This window comes from Priestia taiwanensis (assembly GCF_014638355.1).
GTDB classification, from domain to species: Bacteria; Bacillota; Bacilli; order Bacillales; family Bacillaceae_G; genus Priestia_D; species Priestia_D taiwanensis.
Map to the genome: position 1 here is coordinate 455592 of NZ_BMFK01000002.1, position 14352 is coordinate 469943.

Here is a 14352-nt window from a genome sequence, read left to right on the forward strand (position 1 = left end):
GTTATTCCGTTATTCCTCTCTGACGTTTGTACTCATATTGTCCGATTAACATTTTAGTAATATGCGTAAACATTTCTTTTCGGTTAATATGTCCATTCGTTAAAATACCAATAGCGCCTTCCCCTTGACGAACATTATCTCGCTTACTATATTGTTCCATAAGCGGACCAAGCTCTATTCCATTTAACAATGGGATTTCTAATTCTTCTGGTAATTGAATCCGTGCACCACCAGCAACAACTGTTACCTCTCCATCCGTTAATGCCCCCCAATTACATAAAAACAATCCTTGCGGTGTTTCTACAACACCACCTTCTAAACCAATACCAACATCTGCCCCTTCCGCTACTAACACATTATGAGCGCGATTAATTGCACCTCGCATCGTTTCATCATCAGAAAAAGGTTGTGGCGACACCTGTGAAGACACCTCTATACATGAAAAAGTAACCTTATAGCCCGTAAAGGCTCCTTCTACCGCTGCAACTTTTGCTTTATTTGTTGAACCAATACTAACTTTCATCTTCTTTCCTCCTATCTCTCATACGAAAGGCGAGCAAGATATGCGCTTCTCGCTCGCCCCTGATCATTATGTATTTGACTTAATTGTTGCTAACGTTGAATGATCTAATGTTTTCACTAGTTTCACAATCAATTCTTTCGCTGCAGCATAATCATCGACATGAACAATAGATGCATGCGTATGAATATATCGTGAACAAATACCAATTACTGCTGATGGTACACCGTTTCTTGATACGTGTACGCTACCTGCATCTGTTCCACCCGCTGATACGAAATATTGATATGGAATGTTGTGTGTTTCTGCTGTATCTAGAATATACTCTCTCATTCCACGATGTGTTACCATCGTACGATCTAAAATACGGAGCAATGCACCTTTTCCTAATTGACCGAATTCTGTTGTTGAACCAGACATATCATTTGCTGGACTTGCATCTAACGCAAAGAAAACATCTGGCTTAATCATGTTCGAAGCTGTCTTCGCTCCTCGTAAGCCTACTTCTTCTTGTACCGTTGCACCAGAGAATAACATGTTCGGTAACTTTTCATCTTTTAACTCTTTCAATAATTCAAGCGCTAAACCACAGCCATAACGGTTATCCCATGCTTTCGCAAGAATTTTCTTTTCATTTGCCATTGGCGTAAATGGACAAATTGGTACGATTTGTTGTCCTGGACGTATGCCAATTCGTTTTGCGTCTTCTTCATCATCCGCCCCAATATCAATTAACATATTCTTAATATCCATTGGTCTCGCACGTTGTTCATCCGCTAATAAATGTGGTGGAATTGAACCGATTACCCCAATAACAGGACCATTATCCGTCATCACTTGAACACGTTGCGCAAGTAGAACTTGACTCCACCACCCACCTAGTGGTTGAAAACGAAGCATGCCGTTTTTTGTAATACCAGTTACCATGAATCCTACTTCATCCATGTGACCTGCAACCATGATACGCGGGCCATTTTCGTCACCTTTTTTCACACCGAAAATACTACCTAATCCATCTTGGATGATTTCATCCACGTATGGCTCCATTTCTTTTCTCATAAAGCGACGTACTTCATGTTCGAATCCAGGAGCACCTTGTAACTCTGTTAAAAATTTAAACAACTGCAACGTTTCTGTATTCATCTGATAACCCTTCTTTCAATGCATGATTATGAAACACATGAACCATATTTAATTGAATAAAACATTTTACAAAAATATTGTATCGAATTTTTTGTAAACACGCTACCCTAACATGTATATTAAAGATAGGCATTTGTCACACTAAAAGTTGTTTTACGCTATACTAGTGATTAAAAAGGAGAGGATTATACCATGAGTTGGAAAAAAGTTCTTATCGGCGTTGGAATCGGTGTTGGTGCTGGTGTCGGCGCAAATATGCTTGTTCAAAAGAAACTTGAGAAGAAATATGTGAAACCTGAGGATGCTCTTTCAACAGTAAAAGAAGCGTTCAAACGTAAAGGAGAGATCAGTGGTTCTTGGATTCACATGATTCCAGAATCTTATGACCGCTTTGGCCTTGAATATGAAGTATATCGTGGTGGTATTACAGCGAAAGAGGAAGAAGGCTCTATTCGCTACGAATTTTTAGTTGATGCAACAACAGGTACAGTACTTGATGTATCACCCTTAAAAGACGCAGTAACAGTCTAATTTATCACTTAAGCACTACAAAAGGGAGGTCATATCCCTCCCTTTCTCTCTTATTTAGCCACTTTTAGTACATCTACTAGCTCGCCTTCCCCATTCCACTTCACTGCACGGTAATATGCATCATGGTAAAATGTGAACCAAGCGTTCTCTTTGACACCGTAATCAATCCATTCTTCTTTCTCATAAATAGAGGTCATTGGATAATCGTCATATGCCATCACCCACAAAGGATTTTGATGCGCATGTGTTGGCATAATATCACCAAGGTGTAACATTTTCTCACCATTACTCTCAATAAGGATAATAGAATGACCATCGCTGTGCCCACCTGTATGAATCATTTTAATTCCTTCATCCAAATCTAATTTGTCTGTAAACGTACATACTTGTTCTTGAATATGCTCCCAATTTTCTCGCCAATATGTATTTCGGGAACGTATATTTGGATTTCTCATTTCATCCCATTCAATATGTGAGGTGTAAATTGTTGCATTTGGATACATAGAAATTAGTATGCCATTTTCATTTCTCGTTAATCCACTAACGTGATCAAAATGAAGATGTGTCATACAAACACAATGAATATCTTCTCTTTTCAATCCTAATATTTGTAATGATTCGTCAATATTCGCTTCTTTTTGTACTCCAAAATTACGTTTTTGCTTATCGTTTAATCTCGCCTTTCCCATACCAGCATCAATTAAAATATTTCGATTTCTCGTCTGAATAAGTAGGGGATCATTTCGCATATGAATTTGATTTAGTTCATTACATGGATACTTCTTCGTCCATAGTAGTTTAGGAACAACCCCAAACATCGCACCACCGTCTAGCGCTGTATTTCCACCATCTAACCATGTTACCGTTACTTCACCAATGTTCAATTTCTCCATTCTTCACCCTCCCATCTTTTGTAAACACTTTCATTGTAACATAACGTATACAAAAAAAGGGTACAGACATTGTCTGTACCCTTTACTATTAGAATTGCGCTTCTACTCGGTAAATAGGATTTCCTTTACTTGAGAACTTCTCTTCGTATTCTGTCATAATATTGCCTTCGAAGTCACTCTTGTGTAAGTCTAAGCTAATGAACTTCAACTTCATGCCGTATTGTGACATACTCACTAATGAGTATTCATATAAGACGCGATTATCCGTCTTGAAATGGATTTCACCGTTGTCGACTAATACATTCTCATAAGAAGCTAAAAACGTTTTGTATGTTAAACGACGTTTTTCATGACGAGCCTTTGGCCACGGATCTGAGAAGTTTAAGTACACACGATCCACTTCTCCTTTTTCAAAGTAATCCGCAAGCTCATTTGCATCATCATTAATAAGCTTTACATTTGGTAAGTTTGCTTCTAACATACAATCTAACGCATCTACTGCAACACTTGTAAATTTCTCAATTCCAATATAATTAATATGAGGATTTGCTCGTGCCATTTCTGTAACGAAACGTCCACGTCCTGTTCCTACCTCAATATGAATTGGTTGATCGCTCTCAAATAACTCTTTCCATTTCCCTTTTTGCTCTTTCGGAGCAGCTGCCACGTATTGTGGATTGTTATCTACTTTTTCTCTTGCCCATGGTTTATGACGTAAACGCATAAAATGCACTCCCTTTCTTGTACTTCCATACATAAGATGACCACATACAATACGTTGTACTTGGTCACCCTTTTTCATTTGTATAAGCTCAACCTTTTTTTGTAACACTAACACTATTATGTGTGAAAAGAGGTGTTACTGTTATGCCAATTAATCACGAACATCAAATGGCTCTCCTTAAAGATATTTTAACCGAACATTCGATGGACTGCTGCGGAACAGTTTCAGAATGTGAACAATTAGAACGGGTTATTAAATCATTATTAGGAAATGATAATATTAACCAAGACATGAAAGCAATGCTTCATGATATTTATTCTTACAGCCAAAATGGCAAATACTCAAATAATCTCGATCAACATATTTCTAATCATCAAAATCAATTATCACAATGGGTGACAGATTTTGACCAATATTCATAACAGCATGAAATAATCAGTGGGAGTAAGTATCCCACTGATTATTTCATGCGATGGAAATCTACATTATCTGCATATTTCCGAGGAAATAGTTGTCATAAAATGTTTTGTAAGAATGCGTACCAATAATCCCTATCTTCTTTGTCTTTTGTCTTGTACCATTGAATAGACGAAATAGTTTGTAATACAGCATACCATTTCATACGATGGAGCAATTCATCTGTCATTTCTAAGCCATACGCATGTAACCATCCTTGCCACTTCGCCGTTGGAATATAACAATATAACAACATCCCAACATCCATAGCAGGATCTGCAATAACCGCACCGTCCCAATCAATCAAGTATAACTGATCGATTTCATCCACAATCCAATTGTTATGATTCACATCACCATGACACACTGCCATATCCTCATAACATGTAACTGGTAGTTCTTCCTGTAGGAACGCTAATGCCTTTTTCGTCAATGTGTCTTCCTTAATATCCTCATCCAACGTGCTACAAACTTTCTCAAATAACACACTTGGATAATATGGTTTCTTACGAATGCGTTGCAGCATATTAAGCAATTCTTTGGACGAATGTATCTTCTTCAGCAAACTAGCTACATCATCTCGTGCCATATCTTCTGGCTTTAATATTTTCGAATCTAGCCATTCTTGCGCCGAAATGACATCCCCATTTTCCAGACGCTTTGTCCATAACAGCTTTGGAACAATTCCCTCTGCGGACAAAACAGCTAAAAATGGTGAAGAATTACGCTTCAGAAATAAGCGCTTTGCTTCAAGTTCCGCAATATACGCTTCTCCTGTTGCTCCACCAGCAGGACTAATATTCCATTGTTCTCCTAATAATTGATTTAGCCATTCTATGTTCATTTCCGTTTACTTTATCCTTGTTGAATTTTTTATTCCTTCTCTTACATGATACGTATAAAGAAGGACCTTTGACCTATCCACGTTCCTTTTCTCGCCTATAATAAAACAAAGAAAACTCGGCATCCGCCGAGCCTTTGTATAAAGGCAAAGCATAAGTACGCTTCTATATATATTCATTCACGTATTACATTCTTTATAGTCATAAAAAAGACAGCTATTAGCGTAAGTCTACCCTGCATAGCTATCTTTCACAATTTTACCTTCATTCTTTTGTATCAGTCAAGTACATAATCACTATATTTTGAAAAGGATGGTCACACCAAGAGGAAATAACTTTATCTCCCTCCCCTTTACTTTCTCATGAGAAGAGATTAGTTGCTCTCCTTGTATCCTAATATACCAGTCTTCCTCTTCTAATTGTACTGTATGCTCCGTTGTGTCCACATTGAAAAAAACCGCTATATCTGACCATTCTCCATAAGCCCCTACATCTCTCAACGTGTATCCAAGTACATGGTCACTTGTTTCTAACCATACCATATGACGGCGAATTAACTCCGCAGTTGAAAAACGAAACGCACCATGAGATCGGCGAATGTGAATTAACGCTTTTACATAACGAACAATATCTATATGCTTCTCTTTTGCATTCCAATCTAACTGATTAATATTATCCGGAGCATTGTAACTATTCTCCACTCCATGTTTTGTACGAAAGAACTCTTGCCCACTATGCAAAAACGGTATCCCTTGTGACAACAATACAAAAGCCGTTGCCAGTAAATGCCTCTTTCTTCTCATAAGAATTTCTTCGTCTTTATTAGACACGTATAACTTATCCCACATCGTATAGTTATCATGACACTCTACATAGTTCACACTTTGAGTTGGATGAGAAAACAAAGCATTGCCTCGTTCACGTAACGAAATACTTCCTGTCACTAAACGAAGGATCTCTTCTTTCTTCGTCACATTTCCGCTAACGAACCCTTTGTCATGACGATGAAATGTACTTCCTTTTACCCCATCTCGGAAACGATCATTGAAATGTGCAATACGCGGCATCTTATCCGCATTATGAATAGCTGCCTTCGCTTCATATGCTAATGGTGTATTTAAATCCCATCCTTCTCCTAATAAAAGAATGGATGAATCTATTTCATCTACAACTTGACGAATTGCATTCATCGTTTCAACATCAAGGATTCCCATCAAATCAAATCGAAAACCGTCTATTCCATACTCCACTACCCAGTAGTGAATCGAGTCGAGAATATACTTACGGACCATCTTACGCTCAGAAGCAAGATCATTTCCAACCCCCGTTCCATTGGACGGCATACCATGATAATCATGGCGAAAATAGTAGCCGGGAACAATCTTTTCAAACGATGAAGACTCTCGCACATACACATGGTTATACACAACATCCATAATAATCCGGATTCCGTGTTGATGTAGCACACGAATCATTTCTTTCAGCTCTGTTATACGGTTATATGGATCATAAGGATTGGTCGCATAACTTCCTTCTGGTACATTATAATGTAGCGGATTATATCCCCAATTATATGATTTACTCGGATTCTCTTCATCCACTCCCCCAAAATCATTAAAGGGAAGTAATTGGAGATGAGTAATACCCAATTCTTTTATATACGAAAGACCAGTCAGGCCACCTTGTATATCCCGTGTTGCTTCTTCGATAATCCCAATATATTTCCCTTTATTTCGAATCCCGCTTTGTAGATGCGATGTTATATCACGTATGTGCGCTTCATAAATAACCGCATCGGTCATAGAATTCCCTTTCCATGATAACCGATTTACACGAGGCGTCTTCCCTAAATCGATGACTACACTCTGTTCACTGTTAACAGTTAAGCCAATCGAATATGGGTCTGTCGCTTCCCTCCAAACAAGATTCACGCACACTAAATACGTATAGATAAAGCCGTCACAATCACCTACACACTCAATCTTCCATACACCTTTTTCTCTCCGCTGCATATCATATTCCACATATTTCATCTGTTCATATATACGCAACTTGACGTGAGAAGCTGTCGGTGCCCATAACCTGAAGACTGTTTTCTCCTCCGAATACGTAGCACCTAACTTGCCATCATATGCATACATACCATCGAACTCTTTTGTTCGAATAACAGCTCCTACTTGCAAATCAGTTTGCCGACCTTTTCCATCTACCACATCATACGTCTCCCCTATTTCAAGTGGAATTGGTACGCGACATTCATACTTCATATGTTGTGCTAAAGATAGACTATTAAAGACCGGCAATTCCCATCGCTCGTCCTTATGTACGAGCATAAACGAATCACAATTCTGTCCCGTTTGCTTCGGTACCAAAATTGTGATTGTCTGCATTGTATCGATATAGGCTTCAAAGGTGCGTTTAATTTGTAGCATGTGTATTCACCTTTCTTCTACACGTTCACCTTCTTCTTGGTCTGTTGCTACTGTTCGCTTACATGTATCTAATAACGCTTGTGCCGCCTTTAATTGCTGGAACTTAATTGGCGAAGAAAGTTGACGTAATGATTCATACCATTTATTCACATTTCGCTTATCAATAATCTCTACATCAATTGGTGGAGACGGATAATCGATGTATCCATCTCTTGCTAACAAAATGTGACGAATTGGCATGTCAATCTGCTTATTCCGATAAATAGATTGCACGATTTTCCCCATTCTATGTGATGCATGCATAGGATTTATTATTTTTTGCTCATGCCTTAATGATTTATTCACCCAAAAATTCCCTTTACGTGCCACAAACGTGCTATCACTATCTCCGTCTACGCATGTAATACACCACGTCGCTACAGGACTAATAATGATAATCTCTGCCTCTACAGGGGCACTTCCTATATGAAAAACTGGACGATACATCACAAAATAATTATCTGGTAACTTCGTGAGAAAATGTCTTAATAAGCTACTATTTTTAACAATTGCGTCCGTCATGGGCTTCTGTCCTACTAAAGAACTTGCCCATTTCATTTGCAATTGAAACATGAATCGCTGATAAGATTTTTGTAATGCTTCTGCCGAAGAGGGATTATATTGCAGGAAGAATTCTCGCACATAATAAAACGGTTGATCTTGTGGATCTGATTTAAGTTCTTCCTCCTGTATGATTTCTTTCTTCTTAAAGCGTTCAAACATTGACGAAATAAATCCTTTTTTCTCTGTTTGTGCTACTACACTATATTCTTCTTCTTGAAGAATGTTCATTCGATACTCCTGGAACAAATCACTCTCATATGTATCACTAATTCGTTTCCATTGCTCTTTCTTTAACGAAACATATTGAGAAGGATAATAATACATATCATTTTCATAGCGTGACGGATAATCTTGTAATTTAATTAATTGAGCCATTATTCATGCACTCCCTTAACCTTACACGGAAACTTCTTTACCACGTATAAAAGAATAATACCTAACAAGCTCGATAATGCAAAAATAATATACACGTAATGAATAGATAGTTTTTCTAAAACATATCCTCCAACAAGTGTACATACGAATCCACCTACTCCGAATCCCATCGCAGAGTATAATGAAATTGCTGTTGATTGCATTGTACTTGGCGTAATCTGGCGGATGTAATACAAAGCCGCGGGAATAAATAGACCAACAGATAACCCTTGCGAAATTGTTGAAGCGTATACAACCCACAAAGGAGGAGTGAAGTAGTATAATCCCCAACGAAACATACAAATGATAGCCGTTAAAATTAATAGTTTTTCCACACCTAATTTTTCAATAATATAATTCGACATTTTCATAAACGGTGCTTCACTACCAGCTGCTAATAAGAAGGCAATTCCAACCCCCGTTAACGTTCCATCTAAATCCGTAATATATAAACCAAAATATGTGTTGTTTGCATTAATGGGCCCAACAATAAGGAAAGTACATATTAAAAACATCACAAACTTTTTCTCACCAAGTAAGTGGCTTAATCCTTCTTTCAAGTTTCCCTTCAGCTCTTTCCCTTCTGATGGAAGCTTTCGGCTTAATAATGCACCAATAACAAACATAACAGCTGCAATATAAAAAATAACATGTAAACCAAATGCATCAGCAGCTCGTCCACCAACTAATACAGAAACAGCAAAACCAATTGCACCGTATAGACGAATCGATCCATAATGCTCATTACTTTTTTCTGTATAGGTCAATGTAATACTATCCGATAGTGGCGTCAATGCGCTTTGGAAAAACGCAAGTAAAAAACTTACGACAAGTAATAACCAAAGGCCTGTTGTAATGGAAAATAATAAACTAGATAATGCCATACATAGTAAGGTGAAACCTAAAATTTGCAATGGCTTTTGTGTATAGTCACTTAATATCCCCCATAAAGGCGGTCCGAAAATCATAACGATTGGTATGAGTGACATTACTAGTCCAATCTCTGATCCACTTAGTTTTAAATCATCTTGTAAATAAACAGCTAATAATGTGTTAAGTATTCCCATTCCAAAGAAAATTGCTACATAATATGCTCTAAATAACTTTCCAATATTCAATTGTAAATCTCCTTCCAACGCTGTCTCTCTATTATGCCTAAATCACATATAAATAGGCAGTAATCCTCTCACAATGCAAATAAACGTACGAGTAGGATTCACTGCCCATTATATTACAGTCTACTTACTTTGCTAATTCATATATTGCTTGTGCATAAATTGCAGTTGCTTTTAGTAAATCATCAATTTCTACATATTCATCTTTTTGATGTGCTACCTCTGGTTTTCCAGGGAATAGCGGTCCAAAGGCCACACCAGCTTCTAACGAACGTGCATACGTTCCACCACCAATAGAAAGTAATGTTGCTTCCTCACCAGTTTGCTCTTCATATACACGTTGCAACGTTTGAATAAGTGGATGATTCTTATCTACATGGTGTGGGTTAGAATTGTTATCGTTCATTACTACGAAATTCATTGATGCACTCTTTTCACGTAGCGTCGCAATGACTTTCTCACCGTCTGCTGTGACTGGATAACGTAAACTAATACCAACCTTGCCACCATTCGCTTTATCATACGAGAATTGACCTGCATTCACAGTTAAATCACCTGTAATATCATCATTATAGGCAACTTCTAGATTCACCCCGCGAGTATCCTCTAATAAATACGTTGCAATGAATGATGTGAAGTGCTTCGCCTGCTCATCTAGTGATAATGTATGTAAAAATGCTCCTAAATATAGACCGGCATTTTTACCGTTGTTTGGCTCCATTCCGTGTGCTGAAATACCTTCTAATTCCAGATGCACATCATTATTTTCAATATAACATTTTCCTACTAATTGCTTTTCTATTAAATAATCATTGTACGTACGAAGTAACGCCTCTTTTTCATCTGTTTGCACAATTGCCTTCGCAAAGTCTGGCACCATGTTTTGACGTCGTCCTGATTGGAATGAAACTAATTCATATGGACGACCTTCTGTTTGAAGACCAGACACTTCTTGTACGAAATCAAAGCCCATAATTCCTTTTTCTGCATAAATAATTGGGAAATCTGCATCCGGTGCGAAGCCCATCGTTGGCATTTCTTCATTCGCGAAATAATGCTCCACGCATCCCCAATTACTTTCTTCATCTGTGCCTAAAATCATGCGTACACGTTTATTTAATGGAAGACCAAGTTCTTTGACAATTTTCATTGCATAATACGCCGCCATTGTTGGACCTTTGTCATCGATTGCACCTCTAGCAAAAATCTTACCATCGCGAATATCCGCGCTATACGGGTCTGTTGTCCAACCATCACCTTCTGGTACAACATCTACGTGACATAAGATTCCTACTAATTCTTCACCTTGTCCCATCTCTATATGTCCCGCATATCCGTCAACGTTTTTCGTAACGAATTCGTCCTTCTCTCCTTTGTGAAGCATATAGTATAATGCTTCCTCAATTCCTTTACCGAACGGGGCACCTTCTACCTTGCTATCCTCATCTAATACACTTTTAATTTGTAAAAACTCACATGTATCATTCAAAAATAGTTCTTTTCTTTTTAAGACTTCGTCCATCCACTTTATTTCTGTCATTTTCCCACCCCATTTTTTCATATTACTTCCATCTTATCAAATCAACTTTTGAAGTGGAAGCTACTCTTCTCCTAACTTTCTTACTTTTTCACAAAAAAGAGAAGGAATTTGTAACTTTTTGTAGAATATAGGACTACTATAAACACATTTGACTCCGACACATCGTGATACGTATACTATCTAGCTTGTTTACAAAGAATTCACAAAAAATTCAACCATTACTATTGATAATATACGCATGAACGTATCATAATGGAGTAAAATGTTTAGTAGAAATACCATTTCATTCTGCTTCTATATTCGTCTAGAAGCAAAAAAACATGAAGGAGTGGTCTTTTGAATAATGCAACATCCCGTATGCTAACTCGTATCAAGTCAATTTACATGTTTATTCATGAGAAAGGAACGGTTACCACGCAGGATTTGGTTGACGAATTCGGCATTACTCCTCGGACGATTCAACGTGATCTAAATGTATTAGTATTTAATCACCTCGTCCACAGTCCCTGTCGAGGCAAATGGACTACAACTGGAAAGAAAGTGAAAAAAACTTCTTAATACTATTAACTCGTAAAATAATATCTTACTTATATAGCTCATTTTCCATGTACAAAAATACCACCTATCACTCTTATATAAGAGTGATAGGTGGTATTTTTTATACTTTATAATTTTTTAACATCTCTACTTCTTCATCTGTTAACTCGCGGTACTCGCCAACTTCTAAATCACCTAATCCAAGTGGCCCCATTTCTAAACGTTTTAAGAAAATAACTTTCTTATCAACCGATTCAAACATACGCTTTACTTGATGGAACTTACCTTCTGTAATAATTAACTCAATTTCAGATTGCTCTCCGCTCTGTAAAATTGTTAATTCTCCAGGCTTCGTATGATATCCATCATCTAACGTGACACCGTTACGGAAAGCAACGATATCTTCTTCTGTTACAATACCTTGTATCGTTGCGTAATATTTCTTCGGTACGTGTTTTTTCGGAGCAAGTAAGTGATGCGATAACTGCCCATCATTTGTTAGAAGTAATAATCCTTCTGTATCTTTGTCTAATCTTCCAACCGGGAATGGATTGAACACTGCATCGTCTAACTCTAATAAGTCTACAACTGTCTCATGCATCGTATCTTCCGTTGCTGAGATTACACCTTGTGGCTTATTCATTAGAAGATAAATAAATTCTTTATATTCAATCTTGTCATCATAAACCGTCACTTCTTCTTGTGACGGCTCAACATGTTGTTTTGCATCTTTCACCGGCACACCATTCACTTTAATAGCGCCTTCTTTTAACAACTTTTTCACTTCTTTACGACTACCAAATCCCATATTTGCTAGTAATTTATCTAATCTCATTGTTTTACCCTCTTCTTAATACTTTACGCTGTATCTTCTCCATTAACTCCGCACCGAATACTTTCGTAATTAAATTTGTCATCCATGCTAATGAAAGATACACAGCTCCTCCAACAACAGCGCAAATTGCTACAATCAACAAGCATTGAAGCTTTCCATCGTTCCATATCATAAAGAATGATAGAATCCACTGTGTAAATAACACAACTATTGCCATGATAGCTACAAATATCGCTATTAATCCTACACGTCGACGTACAATACTAAAGTTCATCGACGTATGTTTCTTAATTTTTAAGAATGTATACATAATAGAAACGAAGTAACCTAATCCTGTTGCGATAATCGCTCCTTGTGTTTCGAATAACATAATCAGCGGAATATTTAATACAAGCTTTACGAGAATACCGTAACCCAAACTTAATACTGCATATTTTTGCTGATTAATTCCTTGCAGAATAGCTGCATTCACCGAATAAAAGGCAAAAAGAATTGCCACCGGTGCATACCACATCAATATTTCTCCACCTATATGACTAGATTTATAAAACATACCATACGTCGGATAGGCTAACACAGAAATACCTACTACTGCCGGTAATGTTAAAAATGTTGTCATCTGCAATGTTTGTCCAATTTGACGATGTAGCCCCTTATAATCTCCTGCTGTGTGAAGCTTTGTAATCGCAGGCACTAACGTTAAGCTAAATGCAGTTGCTAGTGATACAGGTATCATAATTAACTTATGTCCATACATGGAGAAAATAGAAAGTAACTCCTCCGCAATATCTCCTTGGTTAATCCAAGACATTGCTTTATTAAAAGTAAGGATATCAATTTGTTGATATAACGGCGTCGCAATTCCAACGAATACGAACGGACCAGCATACATGAGTAATTCTTTGTACATCGACCACGTCGATATTTGCGAACGTTGCGTACGTGGTGTAATTAACTTATCCATATGAGTCTTACGCTGGAACCAATACCATAATAAGACAGCTAAACCACCAAGAGCACCAATAAAGGCCGCAAATGTCGCCCAACCTACTGCAGTTTGGTACCCTCCATCAAACACTTCCATAACGAGATATGTTGCTGTTAATAAAAAGACGATTCGCACAATTTGTTCCACAAGTTGTGATAATGTTGTTGGGCCCATCGATTGATGTCCTTGGAAGAAACCACGAATCAAACTCATAATTGGAACAACTAACAACGCAAAACTAACCATACGTATAACCATCGTTACATCTTCTACCGTATTTCCTTCATTACCTGAAACAGGTAATACATGCGGTGCTAATAAAGGTGCACCTAGATATAGTACAATAAACGACACGAAACCAGTCACCGTCATTAATACTAATCCAGACTGAAACATCCGCCTGCTTGTATGATAATCGCCTAACTCATTGTATTTCGATACAAACTTCGATACAGCTAATGGAACACCAGCTGTCGCAATACTTAAAAAGATTGTATATGGTACGTATCCATATTGATAAAGAGCCCCGCCCGGTTCTTTAACTAACTGATAAAACGGGATTACATAAATCATCCCTAGAAACTTCACAAGGAATGTACCGAGGGTCACAATTAATGTACCTCGTAAAAACTTCGAATCGGACATGCTTATGCCTCCTACGTATGCTTACCTACTAAATAATTAACTTAGTTATTTTAACACAAATCATTCCGACTTACATACCCCTTACTTGCTCCCCTCTATAAATAAACCGACACATTTGTAAAACTTTTTTCACA

14 protein-coding genes are annotated in these 14352 nt (G+C 37.5%); 3 read left to right on the forward strand and 11 right to left on the reverse strand.

Annotated elements, in window-relative coordinates:
- Nucleotide 1: 1 nt before the first annotated feature.
- Together IEV41_RS14370 and IEV41_RS14375 are read right to left on the reverse strand one after the other, a co-directional pair.
- Nucleotides 2-523 carry a DUF84 family protein gene (locus IEV41_RS14370; RefSeq protein ID WP_188389187.1) on the reverse strand — a complete coding sequence of 174 codons (522 nt, stop codon included), beginning with the start codon at nucleotides 521-523 and terminating at the stop codon, nucleotides 2-4.
- A gap of 66 nt (nucleotides 524-589) precedes the next feature.
- On the reverse strand, nucleotides 590-1663 hold the full coding sequence (locus tag IEV41_RS14375; protein WP_188389188.1) for a M42 family metallopeptidase: 1074 nt from the start codon (nucleotides 1661-1663) through the stop codon (nucleotides 590-592).
- A 192-nt stretch (nucleotides 1664-1855) separates the two neighbouring features.
- On the opposite strand from IEV41_RS14375, the gene IEV41_RS14380 reads away from it, so the two are divergent.
- The gene (locus tag IEV41_RS14380) at nucleotides 1856-2194 is read left to right on the forward strand and encodes a PepSY domain-containing protein (protein ID WP_188389189.1); all 339 of its coding nucleotides are present in this window, start codon (nucleotides 1856-1858) and stop codon (nucleotides 2192-2194) included.
- A gap of 50 nt (nucleotides 2195-2244) precedes the next feature.
- On the opposite strand, the gene IEV41_RS14385 is transcribed toward IEV41_RS14380, so the two are convergent.
- Nucleotides 2245-3087, reverse strand: a complete 843-nt coding sequence (locus IEV41_RS14385) for a YtnP family quorum-quenching lactonase (RefSeq protein ID WP_188389190.1) — start codon at nucleotides 3085-3087, stop codon at nucleotides 2245-2247.
- An 88-nt stretch (nucleotides 3088-3175) separates the two neighbouring features.
- Nucleotides 3176-3811 carry a tRNA (guanosine(46)-N7)-methyltransferase TrmB gene (gene trmB, locus IEV41_RS14390; RefSeq protein WP_188389191.1) on the reverse strand — a complete coding sequence of 212 codons (636 nt, stop codon included), beginning with the start codon at nucleotides 3809-3811 and terminating at the stop codon, nucleotides 3176-3178.
- A gap of 143 nt (nucleotides 3812-3954) precedes the next feature.
- On the opposite strand from trmB, the gene IEV41_RS14395 reads away from it, so the two are divergent.
- On the forward strand, nucleotides 3955-4233 hold the full coding sequence (locus IEV41_RS14395) for a YtzH-like family protein (RefSeq protein WP_188389192.1): 279 nt from the start codon (nucleotides 3955-3957) through the stop codon (nucleotides 4231-4233).
- Between the two features lie 92 nt (nucleotides 4234-4325).
- Here the strand turns inward: IEV41_RS14395 and IEV41_RS14400 are convergent, their stop codons facing one another.
- From IEV41_RS14400 to pepV, 5 genes are all read right to left on the reverse strand, one after another.
- Nucleotides 4326-5111 carry a phosphotransferase family protein gene (locus tag IEV41_RS14400; protein ID WP_188389193.1) on the reverse strand — a complete coding sequence of 262 codons (786 nt, stop codon included), beginning with the start codon at nucleotides 5109-5111 and terminating at the stop codon, nucleotides 4326-4328.
- A 294-nt stretch (nucleotides 5112-5405) separates the two neighbouring features.
- Entirely contained in the window at nucleotides 5406-7541 is a 2136-nt protein-coding gene (pulA, locus tag IEV41_RS14405; protein ID WP_188389194.1) for a type I pullulanase, read from the reverse strand.
- Between the two features lie 6 nt (nucleotides 7542-7547).
- Nucleotides 7548-8519 carry a hypothetical protein gene (locus tag IEV41_RS14410; protein WP_188389195.1) on the reverse strand — a complete coding sequence of 324 codons (972 nt, stop codon included), beginning with the start codon at nucleotides 8517-8519 and terminating at the stop codon, nucleotides 7548-7550.
- On the reverse strand, nucleotides 8519-9676 hold the full coding sequence (locus IEV41_RS14415; protein WP_229722253.1) for an MFS transporter: 1158 nt from the start codon (nucleotides 9674-9676) through the stop codon (nucleotides 8519-8521). Before IEV41_RS14415 ends, IEV41_RS14410 begins: the two co-directional genes overlap by 1 nt.
- Before the next feature lie 124 nt (nucleotides 9677-9800).
- Nucleotides 9801-11213 (reverse strand): dipeptidase PepV, encoded by a 1413-nt coding sequence (pepV, locus tag IEV41_RS14420; RefSeq protein WP_188389294.1) that lies wholly within the window; start codon nucleotides 11211-11213, stop codon nucleotides 9801-9803.
- Between the two features lie 357 nt (nucleotides 11214-11570).
- On the opposite strand from pepV, the gene IEV41_RS14425 reads away from it, so the two are divergent.
- Entirely contained in the window at nucleotides 11571-11771 is a 201-nt protein-coding gene (locus IEV41_RS14425) for a DeoR family transcriptional regulator (RefSeq protein WP_373284245.1), read from the forward strand.
- 100 nt (nucleotides 11772-11871) lie between these two features.
- Here the strand turns inward: IEV41_RS14425 and IEV41_RS14430 are convergent, their stop codons facing one another.
- Nucleotides 11872-12585, reverse strand: coding sequence for a pseudouridine synthase (locus tag IEV41_RS14430; RefSeq protein ID WP_188389197.1), 714 nt, complete (start codon nucleotides 12583-12585; stop codon nucleotides 11872-11874).
- 4 nt (nucleotides 12586-12589) lie between these two features.
- Nucleotides 12590-14218: a putative polysaccharide biosynthesis protein gene (locus tag IEV41_RS14435; protein WP_188389198.1), complete on the reverse strand. Its 1629-nt coding sequence runs from the start codon at nucleotides 14216-14218 to the stop codon at nucleotides 12590-12592.
- Nucleotides 14219-14352 lie beyond the last annotated feature (134 nt).